Genomic DNA, 18,892 nt, shown 5'->3' with positions numbered 1-18,892 from the left:
GCGCGGCGCGGACGAGCGCCCGTCAGAGCGCAGATGGCCCGGCCGGGCCCGGCTTCGTTGGAGCGGGCCATGGTCGAGGGCTACAGCTGCGGCACCCAGGACAGGTCAGCGGCCAGCGCGAGTCGGTTTAGCGCCTCCTGCGGGACTCGCACGCCGGCAGTCAGCAGCTCGGTCACCTGCGCGACGAGGTCCGGCTCCGCGACCCACCCGGCCAGGCGGGCGCTCTGCTCGGCCGGGACGAGCGGCTGCCCGTCCTGACGTGTCCGCGTCGCCAGCAGGCGCCTGTACAGGCTGGTCGCGGGCAGCATCGGCGGCGACCCCTCAGCGAGGGCGGTAGCGGCCGCGTTCAGCGGGATCCGCAGCCCGTCCGCGTCCAGGTCACCGTAGTAGCGCACCCGCTGCACCCCGGGCAGGTCGCCGGCGGAGCGGACGGACGCCTCGAACGCGCCGCCGGCTCCCCACGCGACGTGCCCGACCGGGCCGGGCTCCGAGCGCAGCAGCGTCAGGACGCTGTTGAACGTGTCGGCGTTCTCGACGACGAGCAGGACCGGGCCGGACCCGACATGCATGCTCGGCAGCGGCGGGTGGGCCCGGAAGGTCCGCAGCGTCTCCAGGCTCAGCCGTCCCGGGCCGAACGCGCCGGTGCCCATGAGCTGCTCCAGCGCCTTCTCATGGCCGAACACGAGCAGGGACCGTTCCCGCACGGAGAGCCGGTCCTGCTCGTGGCCGTGGTCGCGCAGCCACGCGTTGACCGCGCGGAGCTGACCTACCTGGGCCACGCTGAGCCCGGTCGCTGTCACGACCCACGCGAGCTCGGGCCGCCACCCGACAGCGCGAGCCATCTCTGCTGCACGGACGGCGGGTGCCACCGCGGCGAGGGTGACCTGCGTCGGCAGCGGCGGGGTCGCGCCCTTGTCGCGCGTGCGTGAGCAGGTGAGCACGCCCGCGTTCTGCAGCTCGGCCAGGGCCGCGGCCAGGTCGGTGCGGCTCTCGGGCCGCCCCGCTGAGGACGGGTCCGACCGGTTCCAGACGGCCCACAGCTCGTCCAGGCGCACGGTGCGCCGCGGCCGGCACGTCTCGAGCTGTACGGCGAGACGAGCCGCGCGCGGCCCGAGGCCCGAGGGTTCGGGGGGCCCGCCCCCTGCCGCCAGGAGACCACCGACGGGAACGTTCGGGGCGGCGCTCACCGCGCCCCTGCCGGCGCGCGGTCACCGGCCGGTGCCGGGCGCTGGTAGACGCGGGTCGCGGTGACGGTCCCTACGGTTAGCCCCGCCGCGGTGTCGGCCGCGGTGAACGGTTCCGGCAGGGCCCGACGGACGATGTCGGCGACCTGGATGTGCTTCAGACCGGCACGCAGGTCCTGGTCGTTACGCAGCCGTACCCACAGCGGGAACGCGGCCGTGACCCGGTCATCCGAGAGGCCGGTCGTGTACACCAGCTGCACGCCCAGGGCTCGGGCGACGGCCTGCTGCAGGTCGAGCAGGTACGCCGCGGACGCTCGCCCGATCGGGTTGTCCAGGAACAGCACCCCGGAGTGCTTCGCGCGCATCTGCCCACGCTCGTTCGCGCGCAGCGCGGCAAGGGTGCAGTAGAGGACGATCGCGGCAGTCAGCTCCTGGCCTCCGGAGAACACCTCGCTCATCTCCTCGATGGGGACTCGCTCCTCGCGCAGGACGGAGTCCGGCTTGAGGACGTCGACGGTGAAACCCTTCGGCACGGACGCGTGGACCGCGGCGAGCAGCAGCGCCATCCCGTCCCGGCCCGGGGAGCTGCCTCGGCTCTGGGCGCCCCGGGTGGCGTACTCGCGGGCGGTGCGGTCCACGACGTCGGCGACGTGGACCTTGATCGAGACGGCGTCCACGTGGGAGAAGCCGATCCGCAGGAACTTCCGCCCACCCCACTCGGCCAGCTCGGCGGGCAGCTCGGACAGGTTCGCGGCCAGCCGCAGGGTGCGCAGCGCCTGGTCCACGAGCGCGGCCAGTCGGTCGGTGATCGTGTTGCGGTGCCGGTCCGCGTTGTCAAGGTCGGCGCTGAGGGTCAGCAGCCGCTTCTGCAGCTCGGTGGCCCAGTCGGCCGACTTGCCCGCGAGGGTGTCCGCGGGGCTCTCGATGATGCTGCGACGCACGAGCGACTTCAGCGACTCGAACCGGTTCTCGTTCGCGAACCGGGTCAGCTGGCCGATCGTCTCGGCCAGGTCCGCCTTGGCCACCTCGGCCTTGTCACGGGTGCTCTTCAGCGTGGCGATGGCGGTCTCGACCGCGGCGGTGGCCTCCTCGGGCGTGCCGGGGTACGCCACCGGCAGGTCACCATCCGGGCGCGGCAGCAGCGAGGTCAGCGGCAGGTGCGCCACGTTGAACGCGGACACGTCCCGCTGGGCCTGCTCGAAGCGGCCCTTGAGGGTCGCGGCGTCCCTCGTCGCCTCGTCGAGGTCGCGCTGCGCGTGGCCACTCTCTTCCGCGGCACGCTCCTGCAGCTCTTGGCCGTGCTGGACGCTGCCGGGCACCCACTCCGGCAGCAGCACGACCCAGCGCCGGCCCGTCTCCGGTTCGGCTTCGGCGACGGCCTGCTCCAGCTGCCCGACGCGGGTGTACGCGCCTTGGGCGTCGGCGGCAAGCTTGTCCTTTCGGTTGCGGGCGTTGGCGAGCGCGACCGCGCGCGAGGCCGGCTCAGCGCCGGCGGGCGTGTCCCGCAGACGCCGGGCCTCGGCCACGTGCCGGGCGTCGCGCTGCTTGAGCGCGCTGTCCAGCTCACGCAGCCGCACCGAGGCGGCCTCGGCCCGCGCGCGCAGGTCCGGGTCGACCGCCATCTGCTCATAGGTCTTCTGGGCCGCGTGCAGCGCGGCCTGCAACTCGGGGACGCTTTGCGTCGGAACCTGCGGCGCGCGGACCCCGCTGGTCGAGACGACCTCGCTCGTGAGCGCCCGCAGACGTTCGGCGCGGCCACGGGCATCGGCTGCAGCCTGGGCGTGGGCGCGGGCGTTGCCCTGCAGCTCCTCCTGGCGCCGGCCGTGCTCGTCGGCCCGCTCGCGTGCGGTCTTGATGTTCCGGGTGAGCTCGTCCACGGACGCGGCCGCCTCGGCGACCTTCGCGAGTTGCTCGGCGAGGACCTTCAGGTCCTTGCTTCGGTCACTGCGGGCACGCTCGGCCTGCGCCGCTTCGGCCACGGCGCCCTTGCTGGCCTCGATGCGCTCCTCGGCGGTCTCGAGGGCATCTCGGGCAGCCTCGAGCACCTGCAGGGCCTCGTCCGCGGCGCTGGCGTCGGTGCCGGCCCGCTCGGTCAGGGTGGTCAGCCGCCCGGGCGGGTACGTGCGGCGGTACGCGGTGAGGTCTGCGGCTGCGGTGAGGGCTTCGTTGCGCTGCTCGGTGACCGTCTCGATGGAGCGGGCCCGGTCCTGCATGCGCGCGTCCAACTGCAGCCGGCGTTCCTCCGCGGCGGCCTCGTCGTACATCGCGGGGGTGGGCTCGATGACGAAGGTCGTCCCGACCGCGGCCGGGAGGGTGAGCAGGTTCTGCCCGGCGCCGACCGCGATCGCCGCGGCCGGAAGCAGCCGCGCGTCGGTGAGGGCCTGGCGGGCGCGGTCGAGCTGGGCGTCGTCGACGAGGACGACTCCGTCGGCGAGCTCGGGGTGCGCGTCGATGAGGGCGGCCCGCTGCGACTCCGGGGCCGCGTCGTTCAAGTACTTCCAGCCGGGGTGCGCGGCAATACCGGCGGTGGCCAGCACCTTCCGGGCCGCGTCGACCTCCGGGCGCGGGGGCAGCAGGCGCCCGTCGCCGAGCGCCTCCAAGACGCGGGCGTCCTCGCCCTGGGCGGAGGTGAGCTGGCCGAGGTGGTCGTTGTCCTCACCGACGGTGTCCCGCAACGCCGCCTGGACCCGCTCGACGGCGTCGTCGAGCTCTGCGCTGCTGAGCGGGTCACCGCCGGCGGCAGCGAGGACCGCGGGCATCTGCGCGAGCGCGCTGGCGCTGCTGAGGGCGGTCTCGAGCAGCTCGCCGGATCGCTGCACGGTCTGCTGGGCCGTCGTGTGGGCACGGTCCGCTTCGGTGTGCTCGCGGCGCGCGGTCACGCTGGCGGTTTCGGCCTGCGTCAGGGCGCTCTGGGCGCTCTCGAGTCGGGCCTGGGAGCGGTCGTGGTCGGCGACGGCCTGTGCGGACAGGTCGGCGACCTCACCGGCGGGCGTGCCGGTGGGGATGAGCCCGTCGCGGATGGCGCCCTCGAGCTGGGCGGCGCCGGCTTCGATCGCCTTTCTGGTGTGCGCGAGCCGCTCCGTCAGGGTCGCTGCGGTCCCGAGCGCCTTCGCCTGCGCGTCGCCCGCCTCCTTCGCCTCACCGACAGCCTTAGCCTCGGCCTCGTGCTCGGCCCCGGCTTCCTCGTCGGCCCGGCGCGCCTCGTCGTCGAGCTTGGCCAGCAGTGCCCCGGCTGCCTCGTCACGGCGGCGCAGCGCGGGCGCAGCGTCCTCGTCCGCTTCCAGGACCTGCGCACCGAGGCGGGCTGCGGTCTCCCGCGCCTGGTCACGCTCGGTCAGCTCGTCGACGAGCTGCCATCCGGCGATCTCGAGGTCGGTGGCGTTGAGGGACTTCTGGATGTCCCCCCGCGTCGTCTCGGCATCGGCCCGCTGCAGGCGCAGCGTCTGCAGGCGGACCTCGTTGAGCAGGATGCGGGCGTTGTCACGCTCGGTCTCACGGGCCCGGACGGTCTCCAGGGCCTGGCCGTGGACCTGTTCCAGCTCGGCGGCGCTGGCCTGGTCCTGCCCGATGCGCGCCTTGAGCTGCCCGTACAGGGCCGTGGCCTCCCGCTCCGCGCGGGCGGCGTCCCGGCGGGCCTCGTGCTCTACCCGGTGGGCGTCGGCGAGCGGTTCCAGACCCGCGATCGCGCCCTCGAGGAAGTCACGCTCCAGGATCATGTCGTCGCGCTGGGCGAGCATGCTGGCCCACGCGTCGAACGACTCGGCGACGACCGTCGCGTCCTCAGGGTCGGTCACGATGCGCAGGAGCCAGTCGATGAACGCCTTCGAGGAGGCGAACTTGAACGCGTTCGCGGCTTCACCCTCATCGACGTTCATCGAGCGCTGGATGTCGAACAGGTCCGGTTCGATGCCGCGCTCACGCAGGTGCTTGCGCCACCGGCCCTGGTCATCGCCCAGCCAGGCGAGCTGGGTGGCCGGGCAGGCGCTGTTGAGGTCCTCCAGGGCCGCCTTGTACCCGTCGAGGCGCACCCGGCGACCCTCGCGTTCGGTCGGCAGGCTTCCCAGGTCGAGGGTGTCACCAGGGCGGAAGGAGTACCACGCTTCGCTCAGGGCGTTGGTGTTGCTGCTGGTCTTGGTGCGGCGCTGGTAGACCTTCGCGGTCACGAGCCGTTCCCCGGTCTTGACGTGCATCCACTCGAGGGCGACGTGCCCGGTGTCCCGGTCGAGGACGAACTTCTCCAGGGAGGCGCCGCCGACGGTCTTGCGCTTGCCGGGCAGCACGACGCTGAAGAGGAGCTTGAGCAGGACGGTCTTGCCGCCGCCGTTCTCGAGCATCAGCAGGGTGAACGGGGACGGCCGGCGGGTGTCGGGCTCCAGCAGGCTCTGGGACGGGATGCGCTCGCCAAGGTCGGACAGGTCGATGGTCACGTCGGTGTAGCGGGCTCCGGAGGGGCCGATGCCCACGAGCCGGGCGCGGTTCAGTTCGTACATGGGTCCTCAGGCTCTTCCGGTGGGGCTCATCTGGTGGGGGCGCGGTCGCAGGCCCGCGGGTGCCCCCCGGGCGGCGTGGGTGCGGGTGGTGCCGGGGCCGCTCACAGCTGGTTGACGTCCTGCTCGGTCCAGCCGATCTGGACCAGGGTGCCGGTGCCGTCGGTGATCTCGGTGATGCCCAGGTCGAGCAGCTCGCTGAACATGCGCCGGCCCGCTTCGATGACCTGGACCCGGTAGCGGCTCGTCGTCGTGAACGTGCCGCCGTCGAGGTCGCTGGAACGGGTGAGCATGCCCTGCTCGGCCAGGAACGACAGGGCCTTGCCGACCATGCCGACGGTGGAGGAGGACACGCGCCGGCCATCGCCAGACCCGGGGGTGGCCGCGCGGCGGGTGTACACGCTCCAGGCGGCCTCGAGGTTCGGGGTGTCCGGGGACGGGTCGATGGGCTCGCCCCGTTCGAGCGCGGACTCGCGCAGCCGGCGGGCGGCCTCCCGGATGAACGCCTCGACGCCGTGGACGTTGATTCGCCCGACGTACGCCGGATTCGCCAGGTCGGCCGGGCGTGGGTACGCGAGGGCGGCCGCGCCCAGGTGCGCGAGCGCGTGCAGGACGCGCTCGCTGGCTTTGCCTTCCCCGCCGGTGCGGCGGGCGTAGTCGCTCATCCGGACCGCGAAGACGCTCTCGTCGGTGCTGGCCACCACCATGCCGTGCTGTTCGTGCACGTCGAGGATGACCAGCTCCTGGCCGAGGGCGATGCAGCGGACGATCTCAGCGAACATGTCGTCGGCGCGGTAGCGGCGCACGAGCTCGGCGTACGTCTCGTCGCGGGCGGGCTTGACCTTCGGGCGCAGCGCGAACGCGACGAGCCGGGCGGCGTCGGTGATGCTGGCCGTGCGAGAGCTACTCGTCCCGATGGTCGTGTCCGTGATCGTCACGCTGCGCCTTCCGTGTTCTCGTCCGGGACGTCAGGAACGTCGGTCTCGACGTTCGAGCCAGTGCCGTTGGCGGTGATGGTGCCGCTGGCGTCCGCGCCTGAAGTATCCGCAGCTTCCGCAGCGGCTTCGGCGGCCGCGTCGACCAGCGGTGCGCGGGTGATGAGCAGGTCTGCGCCGGCGAACTGCGGGTCCTGCAGGCGGGTGCCGTCATCGACCGCGATGAGCACGGACGGCTCGTCGTGGCGTCGGGCCGCACCGATCTCCTGCGCGGCGAGCGCAAGCACGCGCACGACGACCAGCAGCGGCAGGTCCTCGGCGTCCGGGTCCTCCGCCTGCCGGTCACGGGCCTCGGCGAGCATCCCGGACAGGCGCCGGGGCGCCTCCGGGTCCAGGTTCAGCATCTGGCCCAGAGCCGCGTAGCTGGCGTCCGGGAACCGGTCCGGTTCGGCGTCGTCGGACAGCTCCGGTTCCTCGACCTCGTCACCGAGCTCGTCACGTTCGGCCGGCGGGGTGATGAGCGCGTCGAACAGGTCCGCCAACCGGGCGGCCTTCGGCACGCTCAGCCCGGCCACGGTCGTGAAGAACGAGCCGAGGGGATGGTCTGCGTCGCCGACCGGCAGGGCCAGCGCCGGCCGGAGCAGCTGCGCGTGCAGGTCGAGGCTGGCCACGCTCGGGGTGGAGGTGAACGCCTGCCGGTCCTGTTCGGCGCGGAAGCGCCCGCCGGCCTTCTGCAGGCCCACCTGCAACTGCCCGTGGCGGCGCAGGCAGTCCTTGACGACCTCGATGAGCCGGGCGGCCTGCGCCTTGCGGCCGGGCTCCTCGGCGGTGTCGCGCACGTCGGTGAGGTTGACCAGGATGGCGTTCTCCGCCTTGTACCGCTCCTCGATGTGCACCAGGGCGGCCTCGATGAACGCCGGGATGGTCTCGAGCCAGTCGACGTTGCGCACGTCGCGGCTGGTCGCCTCCAGGTGCTGGCGCAGGCTCTCGCCGTACTGGATGGTGCGGTACCGGGCGTTCTGCGCGGCGGCCTGCGCCTCGTCGAGACGGCCGCGTTTGATGAGGATCTCGAGCCGGACGTCAGCGGCGATGTGGGCGGCCTCCAGGTCGACCTCTAGCGCGCCGACAAGAACGTTGACTGCCTCGTTGGACGCGCGCAGGTACAGCTCGCCGTCGGCGCCGAGCGTCTCCTCGAGGATCTTGAAGTCGAACGTGCGCCGGTCGTACCCGGCGGGGCCGGCGATGCCGTACACAGCTCGGAAGCCGCGGTCGGCCGTTCCGACGTTCAGCAGGTTCTCCAGCACCCACCGGGCGACGCGTTGGTGCTCGACCTCGGGCCGGTCGGGTGCCTGCTCGGCGGCGTACGCCGTCAGGTCGGCGTGGACCAGATCGGGACGGGCCCCTGTGTCGAAGTCCATCGCGACGGTGACCAGGTCGATGGCCTGCAGGGCGAGCTCAGCCATCTGGTACACGGTGTAGTCGGCCGTCTGGACGGCGCTCTTCCGCGCATCCAGGTCGTGCAGGGGCCCGGTCGTCGCGAGCGCCTTGACCCGCTGGGCGAAGCCAGCTGCAGCGGTGGGCCGGGTCGCTGTGGATGCCCCGGAGCCTGGTCGTGAGCCGCGGTCCCCGACGGCACTTTCCCCCATGCCGCTCAAAGTAACCGTGACCGGGGACACAGGGCGCCGGTTTGCGCCAGCATAGGTCGATTTGGGGAGGGTGAACCTGCTGTCCTCTCTGGTGCCCTCGGCGCCACGCTTTCTCCGATCGGATTCGAGCCGGCGACTTCAGATGACGACGTCATAGTTGTCGCACGTAGTTCACCCGAGCCAGCACGTCGCTGGCGGGCCCCCGCCGTACCCCGCCCGCAGCGCCCTCGCGCTGGCTGGTCAAACTGCTGGTCAAGCTGGGCCGGGCTCACCCGTGACACGAGCCAAAGGCGGCAGGGCTCATCGGGGCGACCGATCGGACCCGCTTCGCAACGGGTGCGATCCATCCAGCACGGGCGCTCACGTCTGGGACTCGTCGGCCTCGGACAGATGCCGCACGTCCAAGCCCGCCGATCGAGCTCGCAGGACCATGCCGACCTCCCGTGGGACGCCCGCGAGGCACTGCTCGCGATGGTCCGCCTCCGGAGGGGACATGGGCCACAGTGCTTTCCGGCGCCGCCCTGTCAATCGGGCTAGCTGACGCATCGTCACAGAGGGGCCGATTGCGCCCACGGGGGTGGCACCTTGCCAGGCTGGGTAGCCTCGGCTCGATTCCGTCGGCCCATCGTGAAGCGCGGTGGGACGCCAGACAGGCTTGAATCGGGGAGCCCGTCGCCGCGACAGGCACCCTGAGGCGCAGATATGCCCCGAAGACCCGATCTTGTCCCCCCAGACAGGTAGCCTCGCCCCGAACCGCCGAACCGCAGACAGGGCTTCACATGGCTAACAGGGGTAAGGGGCGACGTGACCGTCGCCCCGGGCAGCGCAACTTCCACCGACACGGCCCCGGATGCACCCACCAGAACGCCGTGCCAGGACCGGGACCGTGGGCCACGAGCGAGCAGATCCGCGAGGTCTACGACGCCGACGCCGCCGGCACCGAACTGCTGCGCGAGGTCACCGCGGACGAGGTGTGGGAGGCGCTGCGCACCGTCGATGACATATCCCGCCAGATGCTGCTTTCCGCGATCGGGCTGCACACCAACCGGGCACCGTCGCGCACGGCCGCCGCCCAGCTGCTCGCCCGGCTGCGGACCGGCGCGGCCGACGTGCGCGAGATGCGGGCCTCGATGGAGCCCGCCGTGATCAAGATCTTCGACGGCACGATCGGGCCGGTCGTCTGGTCTCTGCTGCTGGCCGCCGACGACGAGCTGGTGTCCGTCCTGGCCGCCCAAGACCCGGTCATGTCCCTGACCGTGCACGCATTCCTGCGCAACGCCAACCCGACGTTCACGCCGCTAGCGCTGATGGGCGCGATCACCTCGGACCTCGGCATGCCGTCTCTTGCCCTGGGCGTGCTCGCCCTCACCGACCCGGCCGCGAAGCGTGCCTGGGACCAGCTCGAAGCTCAGGGCGCACCTCTACCTCCGGCGCCCGTCCGGTCCCTCGCCGGGCTGAACCAGATCCTGACCGACACAGCCCTCCTGCCGGACGAAGGGCACTCGCACCCGGCGGGGCTGCCGATGAAGCACCAAGGGAACCTTGCCGTGCTGGAGGACTACGACGCGGCCGAGCTTCTGCGGAACTTCTCCCAGCTGCTCTCCCTGGTCGGCGCCGACGAGGACGCGCTGAACGACAGCGACCCCAACGACGCCGAGAACGCCGAGAGCGATGACTACGACGACCTCGACGACTACGACGACGCGGAGTCGCAGGAGATTGTGAACGCTGAGATGGCCCACCAGCGGGCCCGGTGCGCGCAGCTCGTCAGCGAGACCGTCGCGGCGCTGCGCGACGGCGCGGCCGGTGCCGCCTCCCTAGAGGACACGCCCCAAGCGGACGTGGCCGGCTGGGTGTTCGACCTGCTCGGGTACGCCCACATGCTGGACGATTTGCAGAAGGTACCCGCCCTCGACGGAGTGCAGGACTGGGCCTCTGCCCGGGTGTTGTTCGCCGTGACGGCACACCTGACCGGTGAGGTCGCACGACAGCTTGAGTCGGGTGACCGTCCGGACGGGCTGCGCCAGCTCGCAGCGCTGCTGACGGTGCTGAGCAAGCTGGAGCTTCCCGCGGTAGGTGCGGCGGCATGGCTCAACGGACGGGTCCGCGACGCGCAGGCGGCCGAGGAGGCCTCCGCACGCGCCGAGCAGGACCGGCTCTGGCTCACGGAACTGACCACGATCGTCGGCCCGGGCAGCCTAGAGTCCGAGATCGCGACCGTGGCTGCCGCGGCGAACGCGCAGCTGAGCGCAGCCGGTGACGCCGGTGACGACGCCCTCGAGGCGCTGCAGACCCTGCATCACTTCCTGCGAATCTCGCAGGAGAAGGCCGCGGGTGCCCAGATCGGCTTCGACGACCTGTTCAGTAGTGAAGGCGCGGCCCGGAAGGCGTGGCCGCAGCTGGCGGCCCTGCTCAGCGCAGCGGCCTCCGGGTACCTCGCCATGCCTCCGAGCGACCCCTCGGACGTCGCGCCCGGCAGACCCGACCCGGCCGCCGGGACCGACCACCCGGTCGTGACCTCGCCCGACGCGCCCGCACAGCCGATCGTCATCTCGGTTGACACCGACGACACCCTCGAGGGCACCACGGTTACCGGCAACGGCGACGCGGCTCACAACGAGGAGCAGGCGGCGCCCGGCGTGGACGCTCACGAGCAGGGCCCGGGCACCGACGGGAACACCAGCGGCGCCAGCGACACCCCCGCATCCGCCGGGCAGGACGAGGACGGCCTAGCGCCGGATCGGCAGCCGGAGCTCAACCCGGACGCCCCCGCTGGCCCGCCCGTCATCGAGGACGACACCGCCTCCGAGCCCGCCGACCGCGACGACATCGAGCCCGACAAGAGCCTCGCTGACGGTCCAGCCGTCCGCTCCTCCGATGACGACGTCGATGGCCGCGAGGGCCTCGAGGGCGCTGGCGATGAGGATGATCGCGCCGATGATGATGACGACCAGCGCGCCGACGAGCACGATGACCCGAGCACGGACGCCGCGTCAACGGTCGCGGCAGCCCCCGCCGATGGCGCGTTCGACGTTGACCTGAGCGAACTCGACTCCCTCCTCGCCGCCGGGGCCGGCGCAGCCCTGCTGCCCGCTCGTGCCCGCGCCGCCGTGGCAGCGACCAAAGCTAGTGCACCGGTACCGGAAGCGACTCTCCCGGGGACCCCGGCCGGTGCGGACGAGGTGGCCGCACCTGAGCGGGCCGCGTCGAACGGCGCGGACGAGGTGCAGTCAGCACCGCTCGAGGATGCCGACTCGTTCGACTGGAGCAGCGACCTCGTGCAGGACGCAGCCGCGGCCGCGGCCGGTGACCTGCGCTTCGGCCTGGCCGCAGACATCGCGCTGGCCGCCGCGGCGCCGCCTGCGTCCGTCAGCGCCCGACGGCTCGGCGCGTACGCCCACCAGCTGCGCAACCCCAGCGGGCACCTGGCCGCCGCGTTCTCCGAAGAGGCCGCCACCCTCACCCGAGACGCGCTGAGCGAAGACCGGGACGGTCAGCTGATCGCGTGGGCGGCCGCCGCCCGCGTCGCGCTCCTGGCCCCGCACGCCGGGCCCGCCCGCGTGCTCACTGAGCTGGCCCCGTGCGTGGCCGACCAGTCCGGCTTGAGCACCATCGGCGACGCCCTCATCGAGGCCAGCCGCAGCGGCGTCATCGTCCTCCCGGAGGCCGGTGCCGCGCTCGGCACCGTCACCGACGCCGAGCAGGCCCTCGCTGACGCCCACACGCGCCTGAACGACCTGCTCGCGACCTCCGGTCGACGGGCCCTGAATTTCCAGCCCGCGAACGCGATCTACCAGGAGTGGCTGTTGTCCACCGGACCGCTCGGCGCGGGCCTGCTGACCGCGGCCAGCGGCACCGTCGAGGATGTGCCCGCTGTCCGGCAGACGGTGACCGAGCTGCGCGGGCAGGGCACCCGCCGCGCCGAGACCGCCCACCGGCGGTCCAAGCGCAGCAGCAAGATCTTCGAGCCGGTCATGCGTGACCTCAACGCCCGCTGGGAGGACATCCTCGATGCGCTCGAGGCGTGGTGTGACGCGGTGACCCGGGTGCGCGCCACCACCGAGCACGTCTCCACCGGCAGCTGGCAGACCGCCGCGCTGGCCGAGGTCCGCTCCCGGATCTCCGCGACCGTGCGCGAGCAGGCGCTGGAGTCCCTGACGGTCGACGAGGAGAGCGACCCGCGCGGGGCGTTCATCTCCGACGCGGTCACCGAGCTGCTGCAGGAGACGTTCAACGCGTGCGACGGGCAGGCGCCCGACGGGGACGAGCCGACCCCGGCCTTGGCGGTGCACGGCGACCTGCTCCCGCTCGCGGTCGCCGACCTGCCCGCTGAGCTGCGCATCACCGACGCGGCGCAGCTTCGCCCGCACTTGCCCGCGATGCTCGAGCTGGCCGACGAGCCCGCCCCGACGCTCGAGGAGACATACGGGCGGCTCAAGGAGGCCGGCCACCACGACCAGACCGCACTGCTCATCAGCCTGGCCCGAACCGGCAACTCGACCCACGCCGCCGTCCTGGACCGGGACCGCGGCCTAGCCGTCGCCGAGCGGCTCACCCGCCGCGCCGGCGCCCTGGCGACGCTGCGCCGCCGCCTCGACACCCAGCGGATGTCCGGCGGGCTCACTGAGGAGGACTGGTCGACCCTTTCCACGCGGGTCGATGCCCTCGGAGATGAGTCCCGGCGCGACTTCGGCCGGATCCTCCTCGAGAGCCAGCAGATCCACGCCGAGCTCGAGACGCTGCAGCAGGCCCGGATCGAGGAGACCCGCGCCCGGATCGACGAGCGCGCCGCAGCCTCCCCGCTGGTGGCCGAGCAGGCCGAGCGGCTGACCCAGCTCGCCGCTCAGGGCAACATCGCCTCCGCCGAGGAGTACCTCGAGCAGCTCGCCTCCGGTGAGTCCCTCCCGGACGACGATGCAGACCACAACGTGCACCTGGCCCAGTTCTACCCGTCCGTTCCGGACGTCTTCGAGACGGAGCCGAAGACCGGGGAGCAGTTCGCGGCGTTCCTGCGCAATACCGACAACCTGCGTCAACTGGTGTCCCAGCCAGCTGCCGCGGGAGGGCCCGAGCAGGTGCTGCGCGGCCAGGGCCTCACCGGCCTGGCCGCGCTCGTCCAGCGCGGACACGACCTGTTCGGGATGTCCCGCGGCCGCCTCGACGAGGCTCGACGCGCGATCGACGGCCTTCGCGAGCTGCGCCGCAACCCCGCCTCGAAGCAGTTCCCCACCGGCTCCCTGGGGCACGTGCTCGCCCAGGCCGGGTACGAGTTCGCCCGCGCCGTCCCGGACGCCCCGACTCAGGCCCGCCGGCGCTGGGTGAACCTCACCGGCGTCACCGCAACCGGCCGCGCGCTCACGCCTGCGCTCGGCTCCGCGAAAAGCCCGGACGGGGCCAGCCTGAGGGTGCTGCTCGTGTGGGGCGACCAGCAGCCCCAGTCGCTAATGGACTGGGTCCGCGACGAGGCCGCCGACCGGTCCGTGATCGCGGTGTGGCTCGGGACCGCCCTGACGACCGACCAGCGTCGTGAACTCGCCGGGGCATCCCGCGGCCGGCCAAAGCCGCTCGTGGCCGTCCTGGACGAGGCCGCCCTGATGTACCTGTGCGCGCAGCCGGTCCGGACCCTGGCCACCTTCGCGTCCATCGCGCTGCCGTTCACGGCGCTGTCGCCGTACAAGGACACTCCCGGCGTCGCCGCCCCGGAGATGTTCTACGGCCGCCGGCACGAGCTCGAGCAGGTCAAGGACCTCACCGGACCCAGTTTCGTGTCCGGCGGCCGGCAGCTCGGGAAGTCGGCCCTCCTTCGGGCGGCCGAGGCGAGCTTCCCCACCGAGGGGCCCGGCCGGGTCGCGATCCTGCGCAGCATCTACCCGATCGGGCAGGACGGGAACTCCGCCACGTTGTGGTCGGCCCTGTGGGCGGACCTGCACGCCAAGGGCATCACCACTGGACCCCTCCCACACGACGGCATCGACGAGGCCGTCCACGCCAGCATCCGGGCCTGGATCGACGCGGACGGCTCCCGGGCCCTGCTGATCCTGCTCGATGAGGCCGACGCGTTCCTCGACGCGGACGCCGACGGGAACCGGTTCACCGCCGTCGACCGGTGCCGGCGCCTGATGCTCGAAACGCGCCAGCGCGTCAAGTTCGTCTTCACCGGCCTGCACCGCACCGCCCGGTTTGACTCGCTGCCGAACCAGCCGTTGTCGCACCTGGGGCAGATCACCGTCGGCCCGCTCGCGCCGCGGCACGCGCACGAGCTCATCACCCGCCCGCTCGCCGCGATCGGGTTCACCTACCAGGATCCGATCGGCACCCCCGCCCGGATCCTCGCCCTGGCGAACAACATGCCGGCCCTCCTGCAGCTGTTCGGGGCCGCGCTCGTGCGGCACCTGACCTCCCGGCCCCTCTCGCCCGGGATGCCGCCGGACCAGATCACCGACGAGGACATCGAGACCGTCTGGGACGACCCGGTCCTGCGCGCGGAGTTCCGCGAGAAGTACGTCCTGACCCTGAACCTGGACCACCGGTTCCTCGTCATCGCGTACACGATCGCGTACGCCGCCCACATGCACGGGGCCGGGTACGGCTTGACGCTCAACGAGCTGTCCGAGCAGGCCCGCGGCAACTGGCCGGAAGGGTTCGCCGCCTGCGGCGCCGACGACTTCCGCGCCCTGGTCACCGAGTGCGTCGACCTGGGCCTGCTCGCCCGCGACGGCAACCGGTACCGGATGCGGACCCCCACTGTGCTGCGCCTGCTCGGCACGCAGGACGAGGTCATCGACACCCTCGCGACCGCGTCCGAGCGGCTCACCGTGCCCACCCCCGGGCTGGCCCGCTCGTTCCGGCGCCGCTCCGGCGAGGGCCGCTCTCCGCTGACCGAGCGGCAGCTGGCCGACGTGCTCGCCGGCCTGGGGCAGACGACCCTGATCACTGGGTGCGAGGGCACCGGCCTCGGGTGTGTCGCGAACGCGCTGCAGGACGCGCTCAGCGCCCGGGACGTCTCCACACAGGCCCGGGCGCTGCAGGTGCTGCCGACCGCCCGGATCGCCGACATGCTCACCGCCGTCGAGCGGGCCGAGCCGCGCACCGTCGTGTTCGTCGACGCCCGCGGCGTGAACCCGGCCGCCCTGACCGGGCTCGCCGCTGCCGCCGACGACGCCACCGCCGGCACCCGGGTCGGGGTGGTCCTGCTGGCCGACTCGCCCAGCGGGGCGGCCTGGCCGGAGGTGACCCGGCGGGTGAGCCTTGCCCGGGTCGACGTGCCCGGACTGCGGCTGCTGTGCGACGACGCGGGGCTGCCGTTCCACGACGATGCGAGCGTGAGCCTGCTGCACCGGGCGACCGGCGGCTGGCCGGAACTGGTCGCGCACGCCCTGACGCTGCCGTCGGGCAACTCCGGCATGACGGTCGAGACGATCCTGGCCGAGGCGCAGCGGCACGCGCAGGCGCACCGACAGGCGCTTGTCCGCAGCGTCTTCCCCGCCCGGGCTGCGCTCCTGGCGACGATGTTCGACAAGGTGGCCGAGCTGACCGAAGACAGCGCCGAGGACGCCGCAGCGATCGCCGAGACGCTCCTGCTGGACCGGGACCTGTTCGCCCTGCTCGCGCAGGCTCGCGTGGTCACACCCGTGCCGGGACCGTGTCCGGCCACCGGGACCAGCACGCCGGCGACGGTGCGGGACGGGGCCGACTCGGACCGCGGCGACATCGACGAGCTGCTGCAGACGCTGGCCGATCTGGACCTGGTGATGACCGCGCCGGACGGTGCCATCCAGGCCGAGCCGGTCCTCGCCGCAGCGCGTGCCGCGGCGCGACCGCTGGCGGGGGTCCTGTCGTGACGACCACGACCACGTGCACGCCCGCCAGCATGACGGAGCCGTCCGGACGCCCCGCTCCCGACGACACGGCCGCATCAGCCGGCCCGACAGCACGGAGCGGGCCGGCCGCGTCGCGGCTGCCGGGACTCGACGAGGACGCGGCGACCGTCGTCTCGGCCGCCGCCGCGGTGATCGGCTCTCGCCCAGGGGTCGACCTGGACCGCGCCGGCGTCCTGGCCGACCGGACCAAGGTCGACGGGGTGCTGGACCTGCTCCTGCAGGTCGCTGCCCTGCGCAAGGCGACCGCCGTCCGCTCCCCCGCCGCCGCAGCCTCCGCGCTGCTCGACCCGGACCCGGACGTCGCCGCCGCTGCTGCCCGCGAGCTGCGCGAACGTCTCGACCAGGCCCGCACCGACGCCAGGAACTCCCGCCGCGCCGCCCGCCGCGCCGCGCGCCCGGACGCGGCGACCAAAGCCGATGCCCGATCCCGGCAACGCGAACGCGAGCTGCGCGACGCCCGCGACAAGCACCTGCAGCGGGCAAGCTCGCTCGAGCAGGCCAGCACCCGGCTGAAGGCACAGCTGGCCGAAACGCAGGAGGCACTCGCCGACACCACCCGCCAGCTCGAAGCGGCGCACGCCCGCGCGGCCAGCGCCGCCGCCGCGGGCGTGCCCGCCCTCGCGGCCCGGCTCGCGCAGCTGCTCGCCCCGCGCGCCCGTCCCGGCGCGGTCACCGACCCCTCCAGCGAACGGACCGCCGGAGAGCCCCGGCTGGTCGACCCGGGGCACGCGGCGGTCACGCCCGCGCTCGACGCGGACACCCTGACCCGGCTAGCACGCAGCGCCGGCCTCGGTCTCGAGGCGGCCTCCCGCACCCTTGAGTGGCTCCCGCGGCTGCTGTCGCTCATCGCAAACCCGCCACGCGAGCACCTGGCCATCACCGACCGGGCCGTGACCGTCCACGTTCTCGGCGCGTACGACGAGGTCGCCGGATCCGCCGTCCTGCTCGGCGCCGGCGACACCCGCGTCCTCGTCGACGCCGGCACCCGCGCCGGGGACGGCGGCGGTCCCAAGCGAATCAAGGAGGCGCTCACCGGCCCGCTGGATGCCATCGTTGTCACGCACGCGCACATGGACCACGCCGGGTGGGTCCCCGCGGTCCTCGCCGAGCGGCCCGACGTGCCGGTGTACGCCACCGACGCGACCGCGACCCTGCTCGAGACGATGCTGCCCGACAGCGCCAAGGTCATGCAGCTGCAGGCCAGGGAGACCGGCACGCCCGCCCCGTACGGGCAGCCGGAGGTCACCCGCACCCTCGCGGCAATGCGCACCCTCGACTTCGGCCAGCAGGTGCGCATCGGCGAGCTAGATCTGGAGCTGTTCCCCGCCGGGCACATCATGGGCGCGGCCTCGGTCCTGGCCCGCGCCGGGAACCAGCGCGTCGTCGTGACCGGCGACGTCTCCGGGCCCGGGCAACTGACTGTCGGCGGGTGGGACCTGCCCGCCGCGGCACGCAAGGCCGACCTGTTCGTGATGGAGTCGACGTACGGCGGGCAGACCTCCACGCCGCGCGTGCGCGCCGTCGACGAGTTCGTCCAGACGGTCACCCGCGCCGTCGAGCGGGGCGGGCGCGTCCTGGTGCCCTCGTTCGCGCTCGGGCGGGCGCAGGAGATCGCGATGATCATGTCGGCGCACCTGCCGCAGGTGCCCGTCCTCATTGACGGGCTCGCCCGGGACGTTTCACGCGTGTACGACGGACGCCCCGGCCCGGACGGCGCGGCGCTGCGCGTGTTCTCCCCGCAGGTGCGGGCGGTCGCGCCGGGTCGCACCTCCGAGGAGATCCGCTCCTTCCGCTCCGGGGTCATCATCGCCACGTCCGGGATGATGACCGGCGGCCCGGTCCTGGCGTGGGCCCGGTCCGTCCTGCCGGACCCGAACAGCGCCCTGCTCGTCGTCGGCTACCAGGACGCCCAGGCGCCGGGACGACGACTGCAGGAGCTGGCCCAGGACGGCTCCGGCGCGTTCACGCTCCCGGCCCGGCCGTGGGAGGAGCCGGTCACGGTGGCGGTCAACGCGCACGTGGACACCTTCCACCTGGGCGCGCACGCGTCCGCGCAGCAACTGCTGCGGCTGAGCGCTGAGGCCACCCCCGAGCAGCTAATGCTCGTGCACGGTGACCCGAACGCGCAACGCGAGATGCGCCGGCTCCTGTCCGGGCGCAACCAGCGAATGGTTCGCAACGACGCCGTGCTCACCCTGACCTGACGGGCAACAACAACAGTCGCCGTGTGAGGCGCTGCCGCCGGCGGACAGGTCGAGATCCTCGAGGAGCCCTTGGAGCCGACGGGGATCTGGCCCATGCAGCGGTGGTGCGTTGAGACTCCTCGAGGGCCCAGACCGCTGCCTTGCTCGCCCACCACGATGGTCAGGTCCCAGACGACGTGGGCCTACTCGGACACCTCTACCTGCCCGACGTGCTCATGAACCCAGAGCGCGCTGGCAGACTGCTCTTCCGGCAGGGGCGGTGAGGAACGCGCGGACCTACTTCCCCACCTTCCCCCAATGCGCTGGACGGGCAGCGCGGGTCCGGCGTACCGTCAAAAGGCGGCGCTGACCTGCAAGAACTGAGGTGGCAGCGACCCATCCTTCGAGGCGTGATCACATGGTTCGAGATGTACTTCGACATCTAAGAACACGCGATCCGCCGACCTGCATGTTTGCGCCCACCGTGTGCTCCTAGTCCGCAGGTAGTCCGCAAGTCATCGGGTTCCTCCGCGAGTCCGCCCGCGCCGCCAACACCACCGCCACGGCAGCACGGGCG

The 18,892-nt window shown here is 72.8% G+C and carries 7 protein-coding genes; 2 read left to right on the top strand and 5 right to left on the bottom strand.

The genetic code is table 11. The features are described from left to right. Positions 1–80: 80 nt before the first annotated feature. The 5 genes from ACYVLP_RS01895 to ACYVLP_RS01875 form a co-directional block, all read right to left on the bottom strand. Positions 81–1,187: a Wadjet anti-phage system protein JetD domain-containing protein gene (locus tag ACYVLP_RS01895; RefSeq protein ID WP_460625643.1), complete on the bottom strand. Its 1,107-nt coding sequence runs from the start codon at positions 1,185–1,187 to the stop codon at positions 81–83. Beyond that, positions 1,184–5,674, bottom strand: coding sequence for a coiled-coil domain-containing protein (locus ACYVLP_RS01890; protein WP_460625642.1), 4,491 nt, complete (start codon positions 5,672–5,674; stop codon positions 1,184–1,186). Before ACYVLP_RS01890 ends, ACYVLP_RS01895 begins: the two co-directional genes overlap by 4 nt. A 101-nt stretch (positions 5,675–5,775) precedes the next feature. Next, positions 5,776–6,609: a hypothetical protein gene (locus ACYVLP_RS01885; protein ID WP_460625641.1), complete on the bottom strand. Its 834-nt coding sequence runs from the start codon at positions 6,607–6,609 to the stop codon at positions 5,776–5,778. After that, on the bottom strand, positions 6,606–8,252 hold the full coding sequence (locus tag ACYVLP_RS01880; protein ID WP_460625640.1) for a hypothetical protein: 1,647 nt from the start codon (positions 8,250–8,252) through the stop codon (positions 6,606–6,608). Before ACYVLP_RS01880 ends, ACYVLP_RS01885 begins: the two co-directional genes overlap by 4 nt. Positions 8,253–8,612: 360 nt before the next feature. Then, on the bottom strand, positions 8,613–8,747 hold the full coding sequence (locus tag ACYVLP_RS01875) for a hypothetical protein (protein WP_460625639.1): 135 nt from the start codon (positions 8,745–8,747) through the stop codon (positions 8,613–8,615). A gap of 374 nt (positions 8,748–9,121) precedes the next feature. Between ACYVLP_RS01875 and ACYVLP_RS01870 the strand changes: the two genes are divergently transcribed. Next, a complete protein-coding gene (locus ACYVLP_RS01870) occupies positions 9,122–16,093 on the top strand; it encodes a hypothetical protein (RefSeq protein ID WP_460625638.1) in 6,972 nt (2,323 codons plus the stop codon). Continuing rightward, positions 16,090–18,336, top strand: coding sequence for an MBL fold metallo-hydrolase (locus ACYVLP_RS01865; RefSeq protein ID WP_460625637.1), 2,247 nt, complete (start codon positions 16,090–16,092; stop codon positions 18,334–18,336). Before ACYVLP_RS01870 ends, ACYVLP_RS01865 begins: the two co-directional genes overlap by 4 nt. Positions 18,337–18,892: the final 556 nt, after the last annotated feature.

The sequence above is a fragment of the Intrasporangium mesophilum genome, assembly GCF_054783095.1.
Note: the sequence above shows the minus strand (reverse complement) of the source record. Positions and strands in the feature narration are given on the sequence as shown.